This window comes from Streptomyces sp. CCM_MD2014, from assembly GCF_000772045.1.
Classification (GTDB): domain Bacteria; phylum Actinomycetota; class Actinomycetes; order Streptomycetales; family Streptomycetaceae; genus Streptomyces; species Streptomyces salinarius.
Genome location: NZ_CP009754.1, coordinates 3,120,730 through 3,144,499, shown reverse-complemented (window position 1 = coordinate 3,144,499; position 23,770 = coordinate 3,120,730). Strand labels below are relative to the sequence as shown.

The window sequence follows — 23,770 nt, the reverse complement described above, 5'->3', positions numbered from 1 at the left end:
TACCGCTCGAGAGCCACGAAGGTTGCGGCGGCCCAACGTAAAGAGTTGGTAATGCGTCGCATTATCAGGTGCACAGAAAAACGGGCAAAAGGGCGCCGGTCGGAAAGTCTGCTGAATCCTTACGGCCCTTGATTTTCCTGGGCCCTGACGCATCCGGGGGTGAGGGTGCGCAAACCCGTGACCCGCGTCGACCTCGTGCCGACGCGGGTCACTCGCGGAGGTGACGGTTTCGTACGGGCGCGCTACCAGCCGGACGTGATCCGCACCGGCCCGGCCGCCCGCTCCGCACCCTTGGTGCCTTCGCCGCCCGCCGGTGACCACTTGCTGTCGGTGTTGCCCGCGGTCCACTCCCGGCCCGCGTAGCTGACCCGCTGGATGTGCAGCGAGGAGGCGTTGGCCACCGCCCAGTGCGCCACCTGCCAGCCGCGCCGCTCGGTCTCCCGCTGCCCGCCCGCACCGGTGCCGCCGGTCACGGGCACCGTCACGGTCCGCTCGTCGGAGGCGCCCGCGGAACGGGCGGCGCCCGGGTCGGCGGTGCTGTCGTCGGACACCTCCGCCCCCGCCGGTTCGAGCACGGCGTGCCCGAACTCCCGCACCAGCGCCGCGCGTACCGCGTCCGGCCCCTTCCGAGGGGCCGAGCCGGGGCGCCCGTCGCAGGTCAGCGTCGCCGCGGACCGTCCGGTGAGCGCGGCGGCGAGCAGCTCGGCGTCCGGTTCGTGCTTGGCGTACGCGTCCGGGAAGCCGCTGCGCTGCACGCGCTGGGCGGCGACGGTCAACGGCAGGTCCTGATAATCCGGCACCTTGACCAGGTGGTCGTAGAACTCGCCCGCCGCGTACGCGGGGTCCATGATCTCCTCCGGCGTGCCCCAGCCCCACGAGGGCCGCTGCTGGAACAGGCCGAGCGAGTCCTTGTCGCCGTAGTCCAGGTTGCGCAGCGCCGACTCCTGCAGCGCGGTCGCCAGAGCGATCGTCACGGCCCGCTCCGGCAGCCCCCGCGCGGTGCCCACGGCGGTGATCGTCGCCGCGTTCACGGCCTGCTCCGGCGTGAACTCGTAGGTCGTACGGCCGTCCTCGCCGGCGGCCACCTTGCAGCCCGGAGCGCCCGCGCCTCCGGTGACGTACTGCACTGCCAGGTAACCGGCGACCGCGAGGAGGGCCACGGAGGCGGCGCCCGAACGGGCGAGGCGGCCACGGCGTTTGCGGGATGGGGACGGCTGAAGCACGCGTACAAGGTACTGGAGGGTAGGGTCCGGTGTCCGCCGGGTACGCACACTGCCCGAAAGGGCAGGGCGCTAGGGTCGGGGCCATGGCCGATACCCCGCTTGACCTCACGCTGAACGCCGCGGAGCTTACCGCGCGGCTCGTCGACTTCCCGTCCGAGAGCGGCACCGAGGAGCCGCTGGCGGACGCGATCGAGAGCGCCCTGCGGGCCCTGCCCCACCTGTCGGTCGAGCGGTACGGCAACAACGTCGTCGCCCGTACGGAACTGGGCCGCGCGGAGCGCGTGATCCTGGCCGGCCACATCGACACCGTGCCGATCGCCGGCAACGTCCCCTCCCGGCTGGACGAGGACGGGGTCCTGTGGGGCTGCGGGACCTGCGACATGAAGGCGGGCGTCGCGGTCCAGCTGCGCATCGCGGCCACCGTCCCCGCCCCCAACCGCGACCTGACGTTCGTCTTCTACGACAACGAGGAGGTCGCCGCGGAGCTGAACGGCCTGGGTCACGTCGCCGAGGCCCGTCCCGAGTGGCTGGAGGGCGACTTCGCGGTGCTCCTCGAACCCTCCGACGGCCAGGTGGAGGGCGGCTGCCAGGGCACCCTGCGGGTGCTGCTCAAGACGGCGGGGGAGCGGGCGCACTCGGCGCGTTCCTGGATGGGCTCCAACGCCATCCACGCCGCCGCCCCGATCCTCGCGCGCCTGGCGGAGTACAAGCCCCGGTATCCGGTTATCGACGGCCTGGAGTACCGCGAGGGACTCAACGCGGTCGGCATCACGGGCGGGGTGGCGGGCAACGTCATCCCCGACGAGTGCGTGGTCACCGTCAACTTCCGCTACGCCCCCGACCGCAGCCCGGAGGACGCCCTCGCCCACGTGCGCGAGGTCTTCGCGGACTGCGGGGTGACGGACTTCGTGGTCGACGACCACAGCGGCGCCGCCCTGCCCGGCCTGTCCCACCCGGCCGCGGCGGCCTTCATCGAGGCGGTGGGCGGCACCCCGCAGCCCAAGTACGGCTGGACGGACGTCTCCCGCTTCTCGGCGCTCGGCGTGCCCGCGGTCAACTACGGCCCCGGCAACCCGCACTTGGCGCACAAGCGCGACGAGCGGGTCGAGGTGGCGAAGATCCTCGCGGGCGAGGAGCGCCTGCGCTCCTGGCTGACGGCATGATCCACGGCGGTGGCGACGGGTTTATGCCGCAGCGTGGCGGACATGCTGAGGTCCCTCGCACGTAACCCGCGTAGATCTACGCTGAGGTGGATGAATCTGCAACTGGAGGGAGCGCGCATGGCTACCGGCAACCCCGAGGGCAAGAAGCGGCCACCGGAGGAGCAGCGCATGGGCCCCGTCCTCCGGCGGCGGGACCAGGTGCAGGAGAGCACCACGGACCAGCGCCTGCTGGACGAGCGTGCCCCGACGGACTGGGTCCACACCGACCCCTGGCGGGTGCTGCGCATCCAGTCGGAGTTCATCGAGGGCTTCGGCACGCTGGCCGAACTGCCGCCCGCCATCAGCGTCTTCGGCTCCGCGCGCACGCCGGTGGACTCACCGGAGTACGAGGCGGGCGTGCGGCTGGGCCGCGGCCTGGTGGAGGCCGGCTTCGCCGTCATCACCGGCGGTGGGCCCGGCGCCATGGAGGCGGCCAACAAGGGCGCCCTGGAGGCGAAGGGCATCTCGGTCGGCCTGGGCATCGAGCTGCCCTTCGAGCAGGGGCTCAACCCCTACGTCGACATCGGCCTGAACTTCCGCTACTTCTTCGTCCGCAAGATGATGTTCGTGAAGTACGCGCAGGGCTTCGTGGTCCTGCCCGGCGGCCTGGGGACCCTGGACGAACTGTTCGAAGCCCTCACCCTGGTGCAGACCCAGAAGGTGACCCGCTTCCCCATCGTCCTGTTCGGCTCCGAGTACTGGGGCGGCCTGGTCGACTGGCTCCGGGGCACCCTGGTCGCCCAGGGCAAGGCCGCCGAGAAGGACCTCCTCCTCTTCCACGTCACGGACGACGTGGACGAGGCGGTGGCCCTGGTCTCCAAGGAGGCGGGCCGCTAGGGCCTGTCCGGCGGGTCAGGTCGCAGGACAGGCACGGCAGCTCGTCGACGCTGGTGAGCGGGGTCTGGTGCGTGCAGCCGCAAGGCGGAGGAGGGCGTCGACGCGGAGCGTCGGCGACCGACGACAACGCCACGGACGCGCGTGCCGGGCCCCGCGTCTGGGGCATGATCCGCCGGACAGGCCCTAGGTGTATTGACCCGCAGGGTTGACACACCCAGGCCCGTCACGGGCGGGGGCGAGGTCCTACGCCAGCCCCCGCCGGGCCACCGCGGGCTCCCGGTGCCCGGCGATCGTCGCCACCATGTCCAGGACCTGCCGGGTCTCCGCCACCTCGTGGACCCGGTACACCCGCGCACCCAGCCACGCCGAGACCGCCGTCGTCGCCAGCGTGCCGATCACCCGCTCCTTCACGGGCCGGTCCAGCGTCTCTCCGACGAAGTCCTTGTTCGACAGGGACACCAGCACCGGCCACCCCGTCTCCACCATCTCCCCGAGCCGCCGCGTCGCCTCCAGGCTGTGCCGCGTGTTCTTCCCGAAGTCGTGCCCGGGGTCGATCAGCACCGACTCCCGCGGTACCCCGAGCCCGACCGCCCGCTCGGCCAGCCCCAGCGTCACCTGCAGGATGTCGGCCACGACGTCGTCGTACGTCACCCGGTGCGGCCGGGTCCGCGGCTCCGCGCCGCCCGCGTGCGTGCACACCAGCCCCACGCCGTACCGGGCCGCGACCTCCGCGAGCTTCGGGTCGACGCCGCCCCACGCGTCGTTCAGCAGGTCCGCCCCGGCCTCGCACACGGCCTCGCCGACCTCGTGCCGCCAGGTGTCCACGCTGATCACGACGTCCGGGAAGCGCCGCCGCACCTCCGCGACGAAGCCCACCGTCCGCCGCGCCTCCTCCGCGGCCGACACCTCGTCCCCGGGGCCGGCCTTCACCCCGCCGATGTCGATGATCGCGGCGCCCTCGGCCACCGCCTGCTCCACGCGCGCGAGTGCGGGCTCGTCGCGGAAGGTCGCCCCCTGGTCGTAGAAGGAGTCGGGGGTCCGGTTCACGATCGCCATGATCACCGGCTCGTGCGCCGTGAACTCACGCCTGCCCAGCCTGAGCGTCCCCTGTGACATCTTCTCGTCCATACCCGTTCTCTCGTCCCGCTCTCGACCCCGGGTGCGCGGTCCTTCGACGGCCGCGGCCCGGACTGTCAGACTCGCATGGCACGATCGGACCCGACACAACCGACTCCGACACAACCGATTCCACCGACTCGGCCGACTCCGACTCGGTGCGGACTCCGACCCGACCATGGGGGCCCAGCGATGGTCATGTTCCTGTTCCTCGTCATCGCGCTGGCCGTCGTCGTGGCCGCGGTGACGCTCGCCGTGGTGGGCGGCGGCGACAGCGGGCCGCTGCCCGAGGCCGCGCCCGAGCGGGTACGGGACGCGCTGCCCCCGGACCGCCCGGTGGGGCGCGGCGACGTGGAGCGGCTGCGCTTCCCGCTCGTCGTCCGCGGCTACCGCATGGCGGACGTCGACGACGCCCTCGGCCGCCTCGGCGCCGAGCTGGCCGAGCGCGACGCCCGGATCGCCGACCTGGAGTCCGCGCTGGCCGGTGCCCGGGCCGCGGCCGCCCAGCGCCACGTCGTCATGGACAAGCCGGCCCCGGAGGACCAGCAGTGAGCGCCGGGGAGGCCGTCGCGGGCCCCGACGGCGCGCTGCGCTGCCCCTGGGCGCTGTCCACCGCGGACTACGTCGCGTACCACGACGAGGAGTGGGGCCGCCCGGTCCACGGCGACGACGCCCTGTACGAGCGGCTCAGCCTGGAGGCCTTCCAGTCGGGCCTGTCCTGGATCACCATCCTGCGCCGCCGCCCCGGCTTCCGCAGCGCCTTCGCCGGCTTCGAGATCGCCAGGGTCGCCGCCTTCACCGACGCCGACCGCGAGCGCCTGCTCGCCGACGCCGGCATCATCCGCAACCGCGCCAAGATCGACGCGACCCTCGCCAACGCGCGCGTACTGGCCGACTGGGCCGCGGGCGACCTGGACGAGCTGATCTGGTCGCACGCCCCGGACCCGGCCGGCCGGCCGGTCCCGAAGACCCTCGCCGACGTCCCGGCCGTCACACCGGAATCGACGGCGCTGTCCAAGGCCCTGAAGAAGCGGGGCCTGCGCTTCGTCGGCCCGACGACGGCGTACGCGCTGATGCAGGCGTGCGGACTGGTCGACGACCACCTGGCGACGTGCGTGGCCCGCCGCGCCTGAGCCACCGGTCGCCCGCCTTTGGCGGTACGCCGCTGCCGGTCGCCCGCAAACCGGCCCCCGGACGCCCGCTGCCGGCCAGGCGCGGGGGCGTATGCCGCACCGGCGTGCCTTCCCCGCCCGGTCGCCCGTGACGGCCGGCCGCCTCCGTCGGCGGCCTACCGGCCCAGGTATGTCGGCTTCGCCTTCTCCACGAACGCCCGCACCGCGATCGCGTGGTCCTCGGAGGACCCCGCCCGCGATTGCAGCTCGTCCTCCTTGTCGAGCGTCTCGGAGAGGGAGTGCGTCAGCCCGTACCCCACCGCCTCCTTCATCGCCGCGTACGCCACCGTCGGACCCTCGGCCAGCGTCCGCGCCGTCTTCTCGGCCTCGGCGCGCAGGTCGGCGGCGGGGACGACCCGGCTGGCGATGCCCAGTTCGTACGCCTCCCGCGCCTTGATGCTGCGCGGGAAGAGCAGCAGGTCGGCGGCGCGCCCGGGACCGACGACGCGCGGCAGCGTCCAGGAGATGCCGGAGTCCGCGGTGAGCGCCACCCCGGCGAAGGAGGTGTTGAACGCCGCCGTGTCCGCGACGATCCGGTAGTCCGCCGCCAGCGCGAAACCGAGGCCCGCCCCGGCCGCCACGCCGTTCACGGCCGCGACCACCGGCTTCGGGGCCCCGGCGAGCGCCCGCACGATCGGGTTGTAGTGCTCACTCACCGTGCTCATCGTCCGGCCCGAGCCGCTCTCCCGGTCGGCGGCCAGCAGCCCGATGTGCTCCTTCAGGTCCTGGCCGACGCAGAACGCCCGCTCGCCCGCCGCGGTCAGCAGCACCGCCCGTACGGCGTCGTCCGCCGCCGCGGAGCGCACCGCCTCCCGGAGCGCGACCTTGGTCTCGATGTTCAGCGCGTTCATCGCCTCGGGGCGGTTCAGCGTGATCGTCGCGAGCCCGTCGCTCACCTCGTAGAGCACGGTGTCGGCCATGGAGATCCCCTCCGCGTAGTGGCATGCAGTGGTCTGCGTCCGGCGTGTGTCCGTGAGACAGCATGACGGAGATCACCGGGAACGGATCGCCCGGGCGATGTGACCTGCGTCAAAGAATTCCGGTCCGTATCCATTCGGCGGAAGTGGGCGAGGGCGCGCAGTATCGCAGTCACATCGCCGAATTGAGTGGTTTTGCTCGCGCGCGTTGCCCAAGCGATGCCGACTGATGTTGGTCATCGGGTCCTGGGATGCGGGATAATGGCTGGGAAGCAATGTGTTCGATGCCGGTGTCGCGCGTCCAAGCCGGATTGCGCGTGCCCTCAGGGGCCGTCGGCGGTGACGGTGAGCTGGTATCAGGAAGGGGAACGAGCATGGCGGCCATGAAGCCGCGGACGGGCGACGGCCCGCTCGAGGTGACCAAGGAGGGGCGGGGCATCGTCATGCGCGTTCCGCTCGAAGGCGGCGGGCGGCTCGTCGTCGAGCTGACCCCCGATGAGGCCGACGCGCTCGGCGACGCCCTCAAGAAGGTCGTCGGCTGACGCGCGAGCGACCATACCCGTTCAGTCGCCCCGGTACCGCACCTGGTGCCGGGGTGATTGTTTTGTGACGGCATTCTCCGGAGCCCCGGGCATTCCCCGGCGCTCCGCGCAATTCCTCAGCGCTTCACGGCGCACAGCAGCCCGTCGCCGACCGGCAGCAGGGACGGCACCAGTTCCTGGCTCTCCCGCACCGCACGCAGCAGTTCCCGTACCCTCAGCACCTCGGTGGGCTGCGGTCCCGAGTCGATCGTGCGGCCGGCGCCGAAGACGCCCTCGAAGGCGACGAGGCCCCCCGGACGCAGCAGGCGCAACGATTCAGCGAGGTAGTCCAGGTACTCCAGGCGGTCGCCGTCGCAGAAGACGAGGTCGTACCCGGCGTCCGCGAGGCGGGGCAGCACGTCCAGGGCGCGGCCGGGGATGAACCGGGCCCGGTTGCTGGCGAAGCCCGCGGCCCGGAAGGCCTGGCGGGCGAACTGCTGGTGCTCCGGCTCCGGATCGACCGTGGTCAGTACGCCGTCCGGCCGCATGCCGTGCAGCAGATGGATCCCGGAGACGCCGCAGCCGGTGCCGATCTCCGCGACCGCCTTGGCGTCCACGGCGGCGGCGAGCAACCCCAGGGCGGAGCCCGTGCCCGGGGTCACCGAGCGCAGGCCCGCCTCGCGGGCCCGGTCGCGTGCCCAGAGCAGCGCGTCGTCCTCGGCGACATAGGCGTCGGCGAACGCCCAGCTCGTCTGCCGGTTGCCGGTAATGACCCTCTCCTGTCCCCGTCGTTGCCTCGGCGTGACTGTATCCGTTGGCGTCGGGAACCCGCAGATGGGACCAGTCGTTTAAAGGGGGGAAGCAGCAGACGGGCGAAGAGGCGGGCGAGCGGCCGCGGCCGCGACGGGGGAGGACGGCGATGGAGCAGAGCGCCGGGCACGCGGCGACGCGGGCGGACGAGCCGTACCGGCCCAGATCAAATTCTCGTAAAACCGCTTATCCGGAGCTAACGGGCGAGGTGGCTATGGTAGGGGCTCCACTGGACACCACCAGAGCCGACAGGGGAGGTGCGGCCGCACCCGCGGATCGGGGCGGAGTGCTGAGGCGCTTCCTCGGATCGGCAGGCAGGCCGAAATCCGTGAACGACACCGCTGCTGACCACCGCCACGCCGACGGTCCCACGGGACACGGCCAGACCGCGACCTTCGCAGGCGACGCGGACGGGCCTGCGTGGACTCCGCCCTCCTGGGAGGAGATCGTCAGCACCCACAGCGGCCGGGTCTACCGCCTCGCCTACCGCCTCACGGGCAACCAGCACGACGCCGAGGACCTCACCCAGGAGGTCTTCGTCCGCGTCTTCCGCTCGCTGTCGACCTACACGCCGGGCACCTTCGAGGGCTGGCTGCACCGCATCACCACCAACCTCTTCCTCGACATGGTCCGCCGCAAGCAGCGCATCCGGTTCGACGCGCTCGGCGACGACGCGGCCGAGCGGCTGCCGAGCAGGGAGCCCACCCCCCAGCAGCTCTTCCACGACGCCCACTTCGACGCGGACGTCCAGCAGGCCCTGGACACCCTCGCGCCCGAGTTCCGTGCCGCCGTCGTCCTGTGCGACATCGAGGGCCTGTCGTACGAGGAGATCGCCGCGACCCTCGGCGTCAAGCTCGGCACGGTCCGCTCCCGCATCCACCGCGGCCGTTCCCAGCTGCGCAAGGCGCTCGCCCACCGTTCGCCGAAGGCGCGCGCCGACCGTCGCTCGTTCGCGGTCGGCGTTCCCGCACTGGGAGGAGGGGGCACGAGCGCGTGAGTGGATCACGGCCTCAGTCCGAGGGACACCTCGCAGAGCAGCATCTGGGAGACCGACTCTCCGCCCTGGTGGACGGAGAGCTCGGTCATGACGCGCGTGAGCGCGTGCTGGCGCACGTGGCGACCTGCCCGAAGTGCAAGGCGGAGGTCGACGCGCAGCGCCGGTTGAAGAACGTCTTCGCCGAAGCGGCCCCGCCGGCCCCGTCCGAGAGCTTCCTGGCCCGCCTCCAGGGGCTCCCCGGCGGCGGTGACACGGACGGCGGCGGCTCGCCGTTCGCCGGGCTGCCCGGTGGGTTCGGGGCCTCCGCGGACTCCGGCGTCTTCGGCACGCGGCGGGGCGAGCGGTTCGAGTTCGACTACGTCCCCGCCGGGTCGCACGCCTCGGTTCTGCCGGCCTCCTCCCAGGGACGTGGCGGCTTCCGGATCCACGACGTGCACAGGCAGGAGTCCGAACGCTCGGCCTCGCGCGGTCTGCGGTTCGCCTTCGCCGCCGCCGGGGCGGTGTCGCTGGCCGCGATCGCACTCGGCGGCGTCACCCTCGGTACTCCGGACACCACCACCGAGGCCCGCGGCTCGGGCAGCGGCAGCAACGTGACGCCGATGCGGACCCCGGGCTCGGCGGCGGCCACCGGGTCCGAGAGCCAGCGCCGCCGCACGGGCGGCCCCCTGCTCGGGCAGGGCCAGCGGACTCTGGGCGACACCCCCGTAGCCCCCACCGAGGCCGCCGCACCGCTGCTGCCCGGGATGCCCGCCCCCGCCGCAGGCGACGCACGACAGCAGGCCGTGCGGGCACTGACCACTCCGGTGACGGCCGGCGCCGCCGCCATGTCCCCGCTGATACGCCCGCTGGAGGCGGTCCCGCCGCTCTCCCTGAGCTCCTGGGCGGCGGCCGACGAGGTCAGGCCGCCGCGCTTGCTCGCCGCGCCCGACGCGGTGCCCTCCCCCTACCCGGCGGCTTCCCCCGCCGCGTCCTACCCTCCGGTTCGCTGAAGGGATCTGCGCGCCGGTCCGCGAACCTGATTGAATCCGGGGTGGCGCCAGAGCCCTGGGCCGACAGGACCTGGGTGCCGACGATCTGCGGTCAGCTGCGGGGGAGAACATGAACGAGGGGAAGCCCACGAAGGCGAAGTGGTGGAGTCGTCCCCGCGCGTCCGAAGACGCACCCGACGGCGACTTCGAACTGGAACGCCCCCGCCCGGCCGCCCCCGAGGGAACGGCCGCGGGTGCGGTCCCCGACGACGGGGACGCCGAGGCCGGCGACTTCGAGCCGGAACGCCCGATGCCGCCCCGCGCGACCGACGAGGGGGACTACGAGCTGGACCGTCCCCTGTCCGACCGGAACGAACCGACGGACGCCCGGCCGCGTCAGCGCACCGACCACGACCGCGACGACGACAGCCATGCCGTCGCCGGCACGGCTGCGGAGGCGGTGGACGCGGGCGTACACCGGCAGGCGGACGCCGACGCCGGTCCGGTGGTGGACACCGGCTCGCAGGCACCGGCGGAGAGCGGCCCCGCGCCGGGCGTCGACGGAGCGTCGGCCGCCGAGCGTCCCAAGCCGCTCCACGAGCCCGACCCGTACAGCACCCCGCCGTACGGTGAGCCGGGCCCCTGGGCCCCCGCTCCGCCGGTCCAGCACCCGGCGGCGGCCACACCGGCGCACGGCACGGTCACGGCGGCTCCGCACGAACCCGCCCCGCACACACCGGCCGTACCCGCACCGGCCGTACCGGCACAGGCCGTACCGGCACAGGCCGTACCCGCACCGGTCGTACCCGCACCGGCCGTACCGGCGCCGTCTGCGCCTCCGGGCGTGGCGCCCGCCCCGGCCGTACCGGCACAGGCCGTACCCGCACCGGCCGTACCGGCGCCGTCTGCGCCTCCGGGCGTGGCTCCCGACCCGGCGTTCGCGGACCCGCCGTCGGCCCCCGACCCGTGGGCGGGTCCGGCGACCCCGGCACCCGGGGTCGAGCCCTCCGCCGATCCGTGGGGGCGTTACGACCCCTGGGCCGCCTCCGCGGCCCGGCACCAGGAAGCGGCCGGCCAGCCGCCGAGGCGGAGGGGCCGGCGGGCGACGAGGACGCTGGTCGGCGGGGCCCTGCTCATCGCCCTGGTCTCCGGCGGCCTCGGCGGCGCCGTGGGCGCGTACCTGGAACGCAACGGCGGCATGGGCACGGTGGAGCTGCCGCAGGCCGCTCCCGAGGCGGCGGAGCGGGCTCCGGACAGCGTCGCGGGCATCGCCGCGCGGGCCCTGCCCAGCGTGGTGACCCTGCACGTGAGCGGCAGCGAGGCGGCCGGCACCGGCACCGGGTTCGTCCTCGACGACCGCGGCCACATCCTCACCAACAACCACGTCGTGGAGCCCGCCGGCTCCGGCGGCGAGATAACCGTGACCTTCAACAGCGGCGACACCGCCGAGGCCACGGTCGTCGGCCGGGACAGCGGGTACGACCTCGCCGTGGTGAAGGTCAAGGGCGTCAGCGGCCTCACTCCGATGCCCCTCGGCAACTCCGACAACGTACGGGTCGGCGACCCCGTCGTCGCCATCGGCGCCCCCTTCGACCTGGCCGGCACGGTCACCTCCGGCATCATCAGCGCGAAGGAACGGCCCATCACCGCCGGCGGCGAGGAGGGCGACGGCAGCGACGTCTCCTACGTCGACGCGCTCCAGACCGACGCGCCCATCAACCCCGGCAACTCCGGCGGCCCCCTCCTGGACGGCCAGGGCCGGGCCATCGGCATCAACTCCGCCATCCGCTCCGCCGACAGCGGCAGCGCCGAGTCGGACGGCGGCCAGGCCGGTTCCATAGGCCTCGGCTTCGCCATCCCCATCAACCAGGGCAAGCGCGTCGCCGAGGAACTGATCAACACCGGCAGGGCCACCCACCCGGTCATCGGCATCACCCTCGACATGGGCTACGCCGGTGACGGCGCCCGCGTCGGCGCCAAGGGCAGCGACGGGGGACCGGCCGTCACCCCGGGCGGCCCCGGCGCCAAGGCCGGCATCGAGCCGGGGGACGTCATCACCGCGGTCGACGGACAGCGTGTGCACTCCGGCGAGGAACTCATCGTCAAGACCCGCGCCCACCGCCCCGGCGACCGTCTGGAGCTGACCCTGGAACGCGAGGGCGAGGAGACGAAGGTCTCACTGGTGCTCGGCTCGGCCGACGGCGACTGACCGTCGCGCAGGTCCCGACAAGGCGCCAGGAAGGCAAACAATTCGGAAAGCGGTCACGTACACCCGCTCGGGGCCCCCGGGACGGTACCGGTCGGACGGGGTCGGCGGGTACCGTGGTGGCGGCCCGGACATTCCAAGGAGCTTCAGGTGTTCAATGACATAGGCGCACTAGAGCTGGTGACGCTCGTCGTCCTCGCCGTGCTCGTCTTCGGTCCGGACAAGCTCCCCAAGGTCATCCAGGACGTGACGCGCACCATCCGGAAGATCCGGGAGTTCTCGGACAGCGCCAAGCAGGACATCCGCCAGGAGCTGGGCCCCGAGTTCAAGGACTTCGAGTTCGAGGACCTGAACCCCAAGACGTTCATCCGCAAGCAGCTGGACAACGACGAGCTGGGGCTCAAGGAGATCCGCAACGGCTTCGACCTGAAGAAGGAGATGGCCGAGGTCGCGGACGCGGTCCACGGCCGTGACACCGAGGCCTCGTCCTCCGGTTCGTCGTCCTCCGGCTCCGGCAGCGGCCGTATCGACATGTCGAAGAAGCCCGAGACTCCCGCGAAGCTCGACAAGCCCGCCGACGACCGCCCGCCCTTCGACGCGGACGCCACCTGATCCACTCCACCCGATCCACTCCTCCGCGTCCCGCCGCCCGCGCGTCCGGCCTCCGCGTCCGGCCCGCACCCAGCGAACGTGACGTGTCTCATACTCCGGACGGGGCGCACAAGACCTGAAGGCGACGCCCGCGCGGCCCACGCGCCGGGCGATTCCCCGGTTGCCGCCAGCGGTGTGGCTATGCTGCCCGAGTTGTTGTGCGGACCGGACGAGTGCGCCCGAAGGGGGGCGGGCACGGTCCGACGAGAGCGAGGAGGCGTCCGGGCACATGGAGACGACGAGTCGGGCAGTCGCGCAGACGCCGGCCGCGGAGGGCGGACCGCAGTCCTCCGCGGGCCGGCAGACGGTCGACGGCTACCTGCGTGCGCCCTTCCCCTGGTACGGCCTCGACGAGGCCTTCACGGGACCGCGGCGGCTGATGCAGATCGGTACGGCGGCCGACGGGGCGGTGGAACACGGTTCGATCGGGCACGGCGACGAGCCGTCGGTGCGCAACGAGCACGTGGCGGGCGACGAGCAGGACGCCAAGGAGAAGTTCGCGGTCGTCGTGACCGTCGCGGCCAACCCCGACCGGCGCAGCGCCGACGGCACCGGCCTGCTGGAGGCCACCTCGGTGTCCACGGCGGCCTGGCTCGCCGGAGTGGGGCTGCTGTCCTTCACCTGGCCCGGCCAGATGGACCACTCCCTGCGCGACGACTGGCTGGAGCAGCAGACCGAGACCGCGTGGGTCCTCGCGGACGACCTGGACGGCGAGGCCTGGACGACGCTCTCCCTCCCGGTGGACGGCGTGCCGACGCCCTTCCACTACCGGGAGTCCGAGTTCGGCTGGGTGCTGGCCGGCTCCACCGATCAGGGCGTCCACCTCGGCGCGTACGGGCGGGGCATGAGCGCCTACGGGCTGGCCTTCGCCGTCGTCAAGGACATCGCCGCGTACGCCTGACCGGGGCCCGCCCCACAGCCGTACGTACGACGAGGGGCGCCGTCCCGGCGGACAGCGCCCCGTTCCCGTGTCCCGTACGGAACGTCAGAACTTGTTCTTCGGCGTGATCCCCAGCGACAGCCCCGAAAGGCCCCGCTGACGGCCCCCGAGCTTGCCCGCGATCGAGCGCAGGGCCGCGCCCGCCGGGGAGTCCGGGTCGGACAGGACGACGGGCTTGCCCTCGTCGCCGCCCTCGCGCAGCCGGACGTCGATCGGGATGGCGCCGAGGACCGGCACCGACGCACCGGTCGTGCGGGTCAGGCCGTCGGCGACCGCCTGCCCGCCGCCGGTGCCGAAGACGTCGACCATCTCGCCGCAGTGCGGGCAGGGCAGCCCGGACATGTTCTCCACGACGCCGACGATCTTCTGGTGGGTCTGCACCGCGATGGCACCGGCCCGCTCCGCCACCTCGGCGGCGGCCTGCTGAGGGGTCGTCACGACCAGGATCTCGGCGTTCGGCACGAGCTGCGCCACCGAGATCGCGATGTCGCCGGTGCCGGGCGGCAGGTCGAGCAGCAGCACGTCCAGGTCGCCCCAGTACACGTCCGCGAGGAACTGCTGGAGCGCGCGGTGCAGCATCGGGCCGCGCCAGACCACCGGCGCGTTGCCCGGGGTGAACATGCCGATCGAGATGACCTTCACGCCGTTGGCCGAAGGCGGCATGATCATGTTCTCGACCTGGGTGGGACGCCCGTCGGCGCCCAGCATGCGCGGCACCGAGTGGCCGTAGATGTCGGCGTCCACGACACCAACCTTCAGGCCGTCGGCCGCCATCGAGGCCGCCAGGTTCACCGTCACCGAGGACTTGCCGACGCCGCCCTTGCCGGACGCCACCGCGTACACCCGGGTCAGGCTGCCCGGCTTGGCGAAGGGCACCTCGCGCTCGGTCTGCCCGCCGCGCAGCGCGGCGGCCAGCTCCTTGCGCTGCTCGTCGCTCATCACGTCCAGCTCGACGTCGACGCGCGTGACGCCCTCGACCCGCGACACCGCGTCGCTCACGCGCTGCGTGATGGTGTCCCGCATGGGACAGCCGGAGACCGTCAGGTACACGGCGACCGCGACCGCTCCGTCCGCGCCGATCTCCACCGACTTGACCATCCCCAGCTCGGTGATGGGCCGGTTGATCTCGGGGTCGTTCACCGTCGCCAGTGCTTCGCGCACCGCGTCTTCCGTAGCCATAGACACGATGGTACGGCGCTGCCCACGGGGCGCGGAAAGCCCCGTCAGCGGTCGTGTACGTCACGCCCCGCGGACCGATCCGCCGGGAATACCCCGCGGTCGGGGTGATGGCCGTTCTGCCGCTCCTCCAGGTCCTTGACCAGGTCCTGCAGCTCCGAGCGGATCCAGTCCCGCGTGGCGACCTCGCCGAGCCCGATGCGCAGGGCGGCGATCTCCCGGGTCAGGTACTCGGTGTCGGCGATCGACCGCTCGTTCTGCTTGCGGTCCTGCTCGAGGTTGACCCGGTCCCGGTCGTCCTGCCGGTTCTGCGCGAGCAGGATGAGGGGGGCCGCGTAGGAGGCCTGCAGGGACAGCATCAGCGTCAGGAAGATGAACGGGTACTCGTCGAAGCGCAGCCCGCTCGGCGCGGACACGTTCCACACCACCCACACGATGATGACGACCGTCATCCAGACGATGAACCGCCCGGTGCCCAGGAACCGCGCGATGCGCTCGGAGAGCCTGCCGAACGCCTCCGGATCCCACTCGGGCAGCAGCCTGCGGCGCGGCGGGCGGGGCTGGTCGAGGCGGGCCCGCGCCCGGGAGGACGCCGTCGCCCCCGACGCTGCGCGCTCCCGGGTCGTCGTCTCGCGCTCAGGCACCACCGGCGCCCACCTCCCCCGTCGTCCCGGCCGAGTCGCCCAGGTGGTACTCGGTCTCCCGCCAGTCGTCGGGCAGCATGTGGTCCAGTACGTCGTCCACGGTGACCGCGCCCAGCAGCGCCCCCGAGTCGTCGACCACGGGCGCCGCGACCATGTCGTACGCCGCGAAGAACCCGGCGACCACGGGCAGCGCGGCGTCCGGTTCCAGGGGCTGCAGGTCGTCGTCGAGGATCGAGCCGACCAGCGTGTACGGGGGGTCCCGCAGCAGGCGCTGGAAATGGACCGTGCCCAGGTACTTGCCGGTCGGGGTCTCCTCGGGCGGCCGGCAGACGTAGACCTGGGCGGCGTGGGCCGGGGAGAGGTCGGGGTTGCGGATGCGGGCCAGGGCGTCGGCGACGGTCGCGTCGGGCCGCAGCACGATCGGCTCGGTCGTCATCAGACCGCCGGCCGTGTGCTCCTCGTAGGCCATCAGGCGTCGCATGTCGGCCGCGTCGCCGGGCTGCATCAGGCTCAGCAGCCGCTCCTTGTCCGCCTCGGGCAGCTCGCCGAGAAGGTCGGCGGCGTCATCGGGGTCCATGGCCTCCAGGACGTCCGCGGCGCGCTCCTCCTTGAGCTTGCCGAGGATCTCGATCTGGTCGTCCTCGGGCAGCTCCTCCAGCACGTCGGCCAACCGGTCGTCGTCGAGGGCGGCGGCGACCTCGGCGCGGCGCTTGGCGGACAGGTGGTGCAGGACGTTGGCGAGGTCCGCGGGGCGCAGCTGCTCGAAGGTCGCCAGCAGGTTCTCGGCACCCTGCCCCTGCTCCTCGACGGAGAAGCCGGTCACGCCGGACCACTCGACGGTGAGGGTCTCGCCCTTGTTGCGCCGGAAGGCACCGCCCTTCCTGCCCTTGCGGACGAAGACCTTGTCGATCTCCCAGTTCCGGCGGGCGGGCAGCTGCTGCACCGACAGGTCCAGCACCGTGACCTCCTCACCCGTCTCGGTGAGCGTGACCCGCCGGTCGAGCAGCTCGCCGAAGACGAGGCGTTCGGTGGGCCGCTGCTCGAAGCGCCGGACGTTCAGGACGCCGGTGGTGATGACCTGGCCGGACTCGATGCCGGTGACCCGGGTCATGGGCAGGAAGATCCGGCGGCGCGTGGTGAGTTCGACGACCAGCCCGAGGACACGCGGGGGTTTGCGGCCGACGCGGAGCATGACGACCAGATCGCGCACGCGTCCCACCTGGTCACCCGCCGGGTCGAAGACGGCGATGCCGGAGAGGTGGGAGACGAAGATCCGGGGGGCGCCCGCTGCCATGGCCGCGGCCTCCTTTCCGCACGCTCCGTGGAGCCGAGCGAGAGTTCGTGCAGGTCGAGAGAGTCGAGTGAGTGCGTGAAAGCTGATTCGTACGGTGTCTCTTTTCCGAATTGCCCGCTCGGACGCGCTTCAGGCTAGCCCGTCCCGATCGGCCTCGCCCTGGTGGCCGGTCCGGACGGACTGGCTCCGTCGGCCCCGCACCGCCCCGGTACGCTGCGGCCCAGGCTCCGTCGGCTCGCCGCCGATGCCCGTCGGACTCGTGTCAGCCCTGTCAGAAAGGCAGTTCCACCTGTGTCTGTGACTCCCCGGCGCCGAATCAGCAGGGCCGCCTGGCTGGGCGTGTGTGCCCTGGCCGTGACGGGAGCCGGGCTGACGGGATGCGGCAGCGAGGACCCCGACGCGGGCACCAACGGCCTCGGGAAGCTCACGCCGGACAAGATCCACGCGAAGGCCACCACGGCCGCCGAGGCCGCCGAGACGGTACGGCTGCACGGCACCGTGGACGCCGGCGGCAGCAAGTACACCCTGGACATGCGGCTGAAGGCCGACGGGGGGACCGGGTCGGTCGCCGCCGAGGGGACGACGTTCGGACTGCTGCGCGTCGGCGAGCAGCTCTTCCTCAAGGCCGACGCCGAGTTCTGGAGCCACGACGACGGCGACGCCAAGGCGGCCGACAAGCTGGCCGGCAAGTACGTGAAGGTGCCGCAGAGCGACCCCGTGTACAAGAAGTTCAGCGGCTTCACGGACAAGGACGTCCTCCTCGACGGTCTGCTGACCCTGCACGGCACGGTCAAGACGGACGGCCGCCACGAGCAGGCGGGCGTGCGCACCATCCGGATCACCGGCGACGACGGCGCGGGCGGCTCGCTGGACGTCTCGCTGGAGGGCAAGCCCTACCCGCTGCGGCTGGTGCGGGCGGGCAGCGCGGGCACGATCGGCTTCTCGGACTGGAACAAGGACTTCGCGCTGGAGCCGCCGGCGAAGGAGGACACCCTGGACTACGGCAGGCAACTGCCGTCCTCCTGAGGGGCCTCCCTTCAAGGACCCGGCGCCGTCAGCGTCGCTTGCGTCGCTTCAGCAGCAGCCGGGGCAGCCCCGCCGGCACCGGCAGCCGGGTCGTCGCCGGGCTCGGCAGCGGTGCCTCGGCCAGCGAGGTGTCGGGCAGCGGCGCCGTGCTCCCCGTCGGCTCCAGGCGCAGTACCCGGCACTCACGGGCCCAGCGGCCGGTCATCGCCTCGCCGTCCGGGGCGTTCAGCCGCTTGCCCTTGAGGTCGCCGACGGCCGCCTGCCACGCCTCGGAACCGGACGGCAGCTCGACGACGCGCGCGGCCCAGGAGACCAGCCGGCCGCCCTTGTCCTTGCTGCGCACCGTGACCTCGGCCGCGGCTCCGTCGGCAAGCCCGGGCAGCGGCTGCTCGCCCGGCCCGTCGCCGACGACGCAGGCCGCGCCCTCGTGCCAGACGTGCCACAGTGCCCGTGCGGGCATCCCGGGGCCCTTGACCCAGATGAGGCCGGACTTCTTCGTGGCCTCCTCGACGAGGGCCTTGTCGAGCAGCTCGCTTGTCATGCGGTCAGCCTATCCAGCGGCCCGCGGCCGGGCTCAGAGCCAGCCGTTGCGCTTGAGCGTGCGGTGGATGCCCAGACAGATGCCGACCGTGATCGACAGGACCAGCGGGTAGCCGAACTTCCAGTGGGTCTCCGGCATGTAGTCGAAGTTCATGCCGTAGACCCCGCACACCATCGTCGGCACGGCGATGATCGCGGCCCAGGAGGTGATCTTGCGCATGTCCTCGTTCTGCGCGACGGACGCCTGGGCGAGGTTGGCCTGGAGGATGGAGTTCAGCAGTTCGTCGAAGCCGATGACCTGCTCCTGGACCCGCGCCACGTGGTCGGCGACGTCCCGGAAGTACTTCTGGATCTCCGGGTCGACCAGCCGCATCGGCCGCTCGCTGAGCAGCTGCATGGGGCGCAGCAGCGGCGCCACCGCCCGCTTGAACTCCAGCACCTCGCGCTTGAGTTGGTAGATCCGGCCGGCGTCCGTGCCGCGCGGGGTGCCCTTGCGGCCCGGCGAGAACACCTCGGTCTCGACCTCGTCGATGTCGTCCTGCACCGCGTCGGCGACCGCGATGTAACCGTCGACGACGTGGTCGGCGATGGCGTGCAGCACCGCCGAGGGGCCCTTGAGCAGCAGCTCGGGGTCCTCCTGGAGCCGGCACCGCAGGGCGCGCAGCGAGCCCTGGCCGCCGTGCCGGACGGTGATGAAGAAGTCCCGCCCGGTGAAGCACATGACCTCGCCGGTCTCGACGACCTCGCTGTTGGCGGTGAGCTGGTCGTGGTCGACGTAGTGGACGGTCTTGAAGACCGTGAACAGGGAGTCGTCGTAGCGCTCCAGCTTGGGCCGCTGGTGGGCCTGGACGGCGTCCTCCACGGCCAGCGGGTGCAGCCCGAACTCCCGGGCGATACCGGCGAACTCGGCCTCGGTGGGCTCGTGCAGACCGATCCACACGAAGCCGCCGTCGCGGCGCACCTGGCGCATCGCCGTGTGCGGGGTCAGCGGCACGTCGGTCTCGACGCGGGTGCCGTCGCGGTAGACGGCGCAGTCGACGACGGCGGAGGCGGTCGCCGGGTCACGGGTGGTGTCGTAGGCGCCGCCGTCCTTGCGCAGGGAGACGCGGGACGGGCGGACCACGGCGCGCAGGTCACGGATCATCGACATGGCAGGCTCCTTCGCGGCGGGCAGCGAAGGAGGCCGGTGACGGATGGAACCGCCCGGAATGAGGACGTCCTGACCACGCGTGCTCGGCGCGTCCACAAAGCGGGGGGCACCGCACCGTCGCGGTGGCCGGCTTCGCTGCTGATTCAGCGGCTGATCCGGACCGGCGGCGGACCGACGGCCGGGTCAGGCAAAACGAGACGAAGTGCTCTTCCGTGGGGGCGCGCGGACGAAAAGCGGCGACGGAAAGAAAACCGGCGAGGCTGCGTCAGCGGCCGGAAGAGCGGGTGGTACTGCACGGTCGACTTCGGTCCATGCCAGCCCCACCTCCTCCGGCCGGTCCCTCGTGAGGGACGATCCATTCCCCTTGTTTAGAGGGGTTCCCCGTAGGGGAGATTCCACAGCGTCGGGGACTTGATCGCGACGCGCTGCGTGCTGCCCCGAACCGCTGGCCCAGAGTACCAGTCGCCCGACGTGTCAAGGCGCCGCTTTGCCTCTTTGCGACGAGTTCTATGCTCGCCGCATGGCTGATGTTCTTCCTCTGGTCGAGGCCCGGTTGCACAGTGCGCTGGGCGAGCCGGACGCGCGCGCGGCGGTCACCTTCCTCGGCACCGACCGCATCGAGGTGCTGCGTTTCCCCGCCGCCGGCCAAGAGGGCGACGTCGTCCGCTACGCCACCCTCGGCATGTCGGCTCAGCCCATGGCGGACCCCACGGCCGTGCTCGCCGACCCGGTCAAGGGCCCCCGCGCCGAGCTGGTCCTCTCCGTGCGGGCCGGGGTGGCCGACACCGACAAGGTGCTGCGCCCGCTCGCCGTGCTGGCCGCGTCCCCGCAGGTCGAGGGCGTGATCGTGGCGCCGGGAGCCTCGCTGGACGTCGGTGAGCCGCTGTGGCCCGGGGCCCCGTTCACCTCCGTCCTGGTCGCCGAGCCGGGTGGCCTGGTGGAGGACCTGGAGCTGGACGCCCCGCTGGACCCCGTGCGGTTCCTGCCGCTGTTGCCCATGACGCCGAACGAGGCCGCCTGGAAGCGCGTGCACGGCGCGCCGGCCCTCCAGGAACGCTGGCTCAGCCACGGAACGGACCTGCGCGATCCGTCGCGCAGGTCCGTTCCCCTGGACTGATCCGGCCGGGTGACGCAACTCACGGGTCCCCTCTCGTGAGTTGGCGCGGCGCCGGGTGGTCGGCGAAGGTGGTCGGCCGGCGAAGCCGGTCAGTCGGCGAAGACCGTGACCGAGTCCTCGGTGGCGTGCACGGGCTCCAGCTCCTGCGCCTCGTGGGTGAGCGCCCGGCGGCGTACGACGACCACGGCCGCGCCGAGCACGGCGGTCACCGCCGCCACCACGAACGGGATGTGGACGTCGGTCCACTCCTCGATCTTCGGCGCGAAGTAGGGCGCGGCCGCCGCGGCGAACCAGCGCACGAAGTTGTAGCCCGCGCTGGCCACCGGGCGCGGCGCGTCCGAGACCCCGAGAGCCAGCTCGGTGTAGACGGTGTTGTTCACGCCGATGAACGCGCCGGACAGGATCGTGCAGACGATGGCCGCGGTGTGGTTGCCGTATCCGAGGACGAGCACGTCGGCCGCGAGCAGCACCAGTGAGCCGCCGAGCACCTTGAGCGAGCCGAAGCGCTTCTGCATGCGCGGGGCCACCAGCACCGAGAAGACGGCGAGCAGCACACCCCAGGCGAAGAACACGGCGCCGGACTTGTACGGCGTCATGTTCAGCACGAAGGGGGTGAAGGCCAGCACGGTGAAGAACGTGTAGTTGTAGAAGAACGCCGATACCGCCGCGGAGGCGAGGCCGCCGTGGCCCAGGGCCCTGATCGGGTCGAGCAGCGAGGTCTTGCGGGCCGGCTTCGGCTGTTCCTTCAGGAACACCGAGATGCACAGGAAGCCGATCGCCATCAGGAAGGCCGTGCCGAAGAACGGGTAGCGCCAGCTGGCGTCGCCGAGCAGCGCTCCCAGCAGTGGACCGCAGGCCATGCCGAGGCCCAGGGCGGACTCGTAGAGCAGGATCGCGGCGGCGCTGCCGCCGGCCGCCGCACCGACGATCACCGCCAGGGCCGTCGAGACGAACAGGGCGTTGCCCAGTCCCCAGCCGGCCCGGTAGCCGACGAGCTGGCCGACGGTGTCGGAGGTGCCGGCCAGGCCCGCGAAGACCACGACGAAGGCCAGGCCGAGCAGCAGGGTCTTGCGGCCGCCGATGCGGCTGGAGACGAAGCCGGTGACCAGCATCGCCAGGGCGGTGATGAGGAAGTACGAGGTGAACAGGAGCGAGACCTGCCCGGCGCTCGCGTCCAGGCCCTTGGCGATGGACGGGAGGATCGGGTCCACGAGGCCGATGCCCATGAAGGCCACGACCGACGCTCCCGCGGTCGCCCACACGGCCTTGGGCTGCCGCAGGATGCCGCCCGCACCCGCGTCGAAGGGATCCATTGCTTGCTCTCCAATGCCGACGAGATGGGTGCCAAATGGTTGGCGTATACACATAGTAAGTTAGCTGAGCTAATTAATGCAACATGCAGCTAGTTCTGCGGACGGGTGATCGTCCTTGACGTGGGCGGGTGAGGGTAGGACCGTGGGGCTCTATGAGGGGCGAACCCAGTTGCCCGAAGTGTGGTGGCCGGGTCAGGGCTCCCGGCCTCTTCGCCGATTCCTGGCAGTGCGACCTGCACGGCACGGTGCACCCGGTGCAGCCCGTACTCCCGCCCAGCGTCGAGGCGCTCGGCGTCGTGGTGCACCGCACGCAGGTCCCGGTCTGGATGCCCTGGCCGCTGCCGGTCGGCTGGCTGTTCACCGGCGTCGCGTGTGCGGGCGACGACCGCAGCGGGGGGCGGGCGACCGCCGTGGCCTGTTCCGGACCCGGCCCGCTGGGTGGCATCGGTGAGCTGATCCTGGTCGCCGAGGAGATCGGCGTCGGCCTCGGCGCGCGGTACGCGGGCCTGGACGCCCCGGACCCCGGCCCGTACCTGGACGTCGAGAAGCCGCCCCAGGTCAAGGTCCTGGCCGCGGGCCGGCCCACCCCCCTGTGGCACGTCTCCGGCGGTCCCGTCGACCGTGCCGTCTTCGCCGGGGAGGCCCTCGGGATGTGGCTGTGGGCCGTCGTGTGGCCCGAGCGGTCGGGGCTGCTGATGTACGAGGAGCTGGTGCTGACCGACCTGCGGGACGCGGGCGCCGAGGTGGACCTGGTGCCGTGCGGGGCGCTGTCGCCGCGGCTGATCGAGCCGACGGTGGCGTAGCGCTGCCGTGATGCCGTGGCGCTCTGCGGTGATGCCGTGATGCCGTGGCGCTGCCGTGATGCCGTGATGTCGTGATTCCGTGGTGCCGTGGCGCTATCGCGGTGCCTGGCGCCGTCGCGGTGTCGTGGGTGAGCGGGGCGCGTAGGGGGTGCAGGGGTCCTGCGGGTGTGACGGTGGGGGGTCTGGTTCCGGTTATCCTTGAGCGTCCCCTTCCGTCCCGTCACCGCTTGGAGTCAGCGTCGTGCGCATCGATCTGCACACCCACTCCACCGCGTCCGACGGCACGGACACCCCGGCCCAGCTGGTGCGCAAGGCCGCCGCGACCGGCCTCGACGTCGTCGCGCTGACCGACCACGACACCACCCGGGGCCACGCCGAGGCGGTCGCCGCGCTGCCCGAGGGGCTCACCCTCGTCACCGGCGCCGAGCTCTCCTGCCGCCTCGACGGCGTCAGCATGCACATGCTGGCCTACCTCTTCGACCCCGAGGAGCCCGCCCTGCTCGCCGAACGCGAGCTGGTCCGGGACGACCGGGTGCCCCGGGCCCGGGCCATGGTCGCCAAGCTCAACGAGCTCGGCGTGCCCGTCACCTGGGAGCAGGTCGCCAGGATCGCCGGTGACGGCTCGGTCGGCCGGCCGCACGTGGCCTCCGCCCTGGTGGAACTGGGCGTCGTCCCGACCGTGAACGACGCCTTCACCCGGGACTGGCTGGCCGACGGCGGCCGGGCCCACGTGGAGAAGCACGAGACAGACCCCTTCGAGGCGCTCCGGCTGATCAAGGGTGCGGGCGGCGTCGCCGTGTTCGCGCACCCGGCCGCCGCCAAGCGCGGCCGCACCGTGCCCGAGGCCGCGATCGCCGACCTTGCGGCCGCCGGGCTCGACGGCATCGAGGTCGACCACATGGACCACGACGCCGAGACCCGGGCCCGGCTGCGCGGCACGGCGAAGGAGCTGGGGCTCCTGGTCACCGGCTCGAGCGACTACCACGGCAGCCGGAAGACCTGTGTGCTCGGCGAGTACACGACCGACCCCGAGGTGTACGGGGAGATCACGCGCCGGGCGTTCGGGGCGTTCCCCGTGCCGGGGGCCGGCGGGGCCTGACCTCACCCCCGCGCGCCTGCGTCGCCCTTCCCTCGGGCGGGCTTCCTT

Annotated in this window: 24 protein-coding genes; 14 read left to right on the top strand and 10 right to left on the bottom strand. The window is 72.4% G+C overall.

All coding sequences use genetic code 11. The features are described 5' to 3' along the window. Positions 1–242: 242 nt before the first annotated feature. Positions 243–1,223: a heavy metal transporter gene (locus NI25_RS13560; protein WP_078884612.1), complete on the bottom strand. Its 981-nt coding sequence runs from the start codon at positions 1,221–1,223 to the stop codon at positions 243–245. An 83-nt stretch (positions 1,224–1,306) separates the two neighbouring features. Here NI25_RS13560 and dapE point away from each other — a divergent pair, with 83 nt between their 5' ends. Both dapE and NI25_RS13550 read left to right on the top strand, forming a co-directional pair. Then, on the top strand, positions 1,307–2,386 hold the full coding sequence (gene dapE / locus NI25_RS13555) for a succinyl-diaminopimelate desuccinylase (RefSeq protein ID WP_061442694.1): 1,080 nt from the start codon (positions 1,307–1,309) through the stop codon (positions 2,384–2,386). A gap of 117 nt (positions 2,387–2,503) precedes the next feature. Then, the gene (locus NI25_RS13550; RefSeq protein ID WP_061442693.1) at positions 2,504–3,262 is read left to right on the top strand and encodes a TIGR00730 family Rossman fold protein; all 759 of its coding nucleotides are present in this window, start codon (positions 2,504–2,506) and stop codon (positions 3,260–3,262) included. 243 nt (positions 3,263–3,505) lie between these two features. Here the strand turns inward: NI25_RS13550 and folP are convergent, their stop codons facing one another. After that, a complete protein-coding gene (gene folP / locus NI25_RS13545) occupies positions 3,506–4,378 on the bottom strand; it encodes a dihydropteroate synthase (RefSeq protein WP_061446910.1) in 873 nt (290 codons plus the stop codon). Between the two features lie 192 nt (positions 4,379–4,570). Between folP and NI25_RS13540 the strand changes: the two genes are divergently transcribed. After that, positions 4,571–4,930 carry a DivIVA domain-containing protein gene (locus NI25_RS13540; protein ID WP_061442692.1) on the top strand — a complete coding sequence of 120 codons (360 nt, stop codon included), beginning with the start codon at positions 4,571–4,573 and terminating at the stop codon, positions 4,928–4,930. Continuing rightward, entirely contained in the window at positions 4,927–5,511 is a 585-nt protein-coding gene (locus NI25_RS13535; protein WP_061442691.1) for a DNA-3-methyladenine glycosylase I, read from the top strand. Before NI25_RS13540 ends, NI25_RS13535 begins: the two co-directional genes overlap by 4 nt. 155 nt (positions 5,512–5,666) lie before the next feature. Here the strand turns inward: NI25_RS13535 and NI25_RS13530 are convergent, their stop codons facing one another. After that, positions 5,667–6,470, bottom strand: a complete 804-nt coding sequence (locus NI25_RS13530; RefSeq protein ID WP_061442690.1) for an enoyl-CoA hydratase/isomerase family protein — start codon at positions 6,468–6,470, stop codon at positions 5,667–5,669. A 371-nt stretch (positions 6,471–6,841) separates the two neighbouring features. Between NI25_RS13530 and NI25_RS37585 the strand changes: the two genes are divergently transcribed. Further along, the gene (locus tag NI25_RS37585; protein ID WP_003966491.1) at positions 6,842–7,009 is read left to right on the top strand and encodes a DUF3117 domain-containing protein; all 168 of its coding nucleotides are present in this window, start codon (positions 6,842–6,844) and stop codon (positions 7,007–7,009) included. A gap of 116 nt (positions 7,010–7,125) precedes the next feature. Here NI25_RS37585 and NI25_RS13525 read toward each other — a convergent pair whose 3' ends face one another. Next, the gene (locus NI25_RS13525) at positions 7,126–7,824 is read right to left on the bottom strand and encodes an O-methyltransferase (protein WP_078884611.1); all 699 of its coding nucleotides are present in this window, start codon (positions 7,822–7,824) and stop codon (positions 7,126–7,128) included. Positions 7,825–8,084: 260 nt separating this feature from the next. Here NI25_RS13525 and sigE point away from each other — a divergent pair, with 260 nt between their 5' ends. The 5 genes from sigE to NI25_RS13500 all read left to right on the top strand — a co-directional run bounded on the left by sigE (position 8,085) and on the right by NI25_RS13500 (position 13,521). Continuing rightward, the gene (sigE, locus tag NI25_RS13520; protein ID WP_199560901.1) at positions 8,085–8,795 is read left to right on the top strand and encodes an RNA polymerase sigma factor SigE; all 711 of its coding nucleotides are present in this window, start codon (positions 8,085–8,087) and stop codon (positions 8,793–8,795) included. After that, positions 8,792–9,784: an anti-sigma factor family protein gene (locus tag NI25_RS13515; RefSeq protein ID WP_061442688.1), complete on the top strand. Its 993-nt coding sequence runs from the start codon at positions 8,792–8,794 to the stop codon at positions 9,782–9,784. The genes sigE and NI25_RS13515 overlap by 4 nt, the downstream gene beginning before the upstream one ends. A gap of 109 nt (positions 9,785–9,893) precedes the next feature. Further along, positions 9,894–11,972, top strand: coding sequence for a trypsin-like peptidase domain-containing protein (locus tag NI25_RS13510; protein WP_061442687.1), 2,079 nt, complete (start codon positions 9,894–9,896; stop codon positions 11,970–11,972). Between the two features lie 147 nt (positions 11,973–12,119). After that, positions 12,120–12,581 carry a sec-independent translocase gene (locus tag NI25_RS13505; protein WP_061442686.1) on the top strand — a complete coding sequence of 154 codons (462 nt, stop codon included), beginning with the start codon at positions 12,120–12,122 and terminating at the stop codon, positions 12,579–12,581. Positions 12,582–12,849: 268 nt separating this feature from the next. Beyond that, positions 12,850–13,521 carry a hypothetical protein gene (locus NI25_RS13500; RefSeq protein WP_061442685.1) on the top strand — a complete coding sequence of 224 codons (672 nt, stop codon included), beginning with the start codon at positions 12,850–12,852 and terminating at the stop codon, positions 13,519–13,521. An 84-nt stretch (positions 13,522–13,605) separates the two neighbouring features. Here the strand turns inward: NI25_RS13500 and NI25_RS13495 are convergent, their stop codons facing one another. The 3 genes from NI25_RS13495 to NI25_RS13485 are packed head-to-tail and all read right to left on the bottom strand — an operon-like array spanning position 13,606 to position 16,674. Further along, entirely contained in the window at positions 13,606–14,739 is a 1,134-nt protein-coding gene (locus NI25_RS13495) for an Mrp/NBP35 family ATP-binding protein (RefSeq protein ID WP_061442684.1), read from the bottom strand. 44 nt (positions 14,740–14,783) lie between these two features. Beyond that, a complete protein-coding gene (locus NI25_RS13490; RefSeq protein ID WP_061442683.1) occupies positions 14,784–15,383 on the bottom strand; it encodes a DUF1003 domain-containing protein in 600 nt (199 codons plus the stop codon). Further along, positions 15,373–16,674 (bottom strand): magnesium transporter MgtE N-terminal domain-containing protein, encoded by a 1,302-nt coding sequence (locus NI25_RS13485; protein WP_061442682.1) that lies wholly within the window; start codon positions 16,672–16,674, stop codon positions 15,373–15,375. Before NI25_RS13485 ends, NI25_RS13490 begins: the two co-directional genes overlap by 11 nt. Before the next feature lie 291 nt (positions 16,675–16,965). On the opposite strand from NI25_RS13485, the gene NI25_RS13480 reads away from it, so the two are divergent. Then, positions 16,966–17,700, top strand: a complete 735-nt coding sequence (locus NI25_RS13480) for a hypothetical protein (protein WP_061442681.1) — start codon at positions 16,966–16,968, stop codon at positions 17,698–17,700. A gap of 28 nt (positions 17,701–17,728) precedes the next feature. Here the strand turns inward: NI25_RS13480 and NI25_RS13475 are convergent, their stop codons facing one another. Continuing rightward, positions 17,729–18,241 carry a hypothetical protein gene (locus NI25_RS13475; protein WP_061442680.1) on the bottom strand — a complete coding sequence of 171 codons (513 nt, stop codon included), beginning with the start codon at positions 18,239–18,241 and terminating at the stop codon, positions 17,729–17,731. Between the two features lie 33 nt (positions 18,242–18,274). Further along, entirely contained in the window at positions 18,275–19,390 is a 1,116-nt protein-coding gene (locus NI25_RS13470; RefSeq protein ID WP_061442679.1) for a magnesium and cobalt transport protein CorA, read from the bottom strand. A gap of 520 nt (positions 19,391–19,910) precedes the next feature. Between NI25_RS13470 and NI25_RS13465 the strand changes: the two genes are divergently transcribed. Further along, complete coding sequence (locus NI25_RS13465) at positions 19,911–20,507, top strand: suppressor of fused domain protein (RefSeq protein ID WP_061442678.1); 597 nt, start codon at positions 19,911–19,913, stop codon at positions 20,505–20,507. A gap of 89 nt (positions 20,508–20,596) precedes the next feature. On the opposite strand, the gene NI25_RS13460 is transcribed toward NI25_RS13465, so the two are convergent. After that, the gene (locus NI25_RS13460) at positions 20,597–21,820 is read right to left on the bottom strand and encodes an MFS transporter (RefSeq protein ID WP_061442677.1); all 1,224 of its coding nucleotides are present in this window, start codon (positions 21,818–21,820) and stop codon (positions 20,597–20,599) included. A gap of 152 nt (positions 21,821–21,972) precedes the next feature. Here NI25_RS13460 and NI25_RS13455 point away from each other — a divergent pair, with 152 nt between their 5' ends. Together NI25_RS13455 and NI25_RS13450 are read left to right on the top strand one after the other, a co-directional pair. Beyond that, the gene (locus tag NI25_RS13455) at positions 21,973–22,623 is read left to right on the top strand and encodes a DUF6758 family protein (protein ID WP_061442676.1); all 651 of its coding nucleotides are present in this window, start codon (positions 21,973–21,975) and stop codon (positions 22,621–22,623) included. A 241-nt stretch (positions 22,624–22,864) separates the two neighbouring features. Continuing rightward, a complete protein-coding gene (locus NI25_RS13450) occupies positions 22,865–23,722 on the top strand; it encodes a PHP domain-containing protein (protein WP_061442675.1) in 858 nt (285 codons plus the stop codon). Positions 23,723–23,770: the final 48 nt, after the last annotated feature.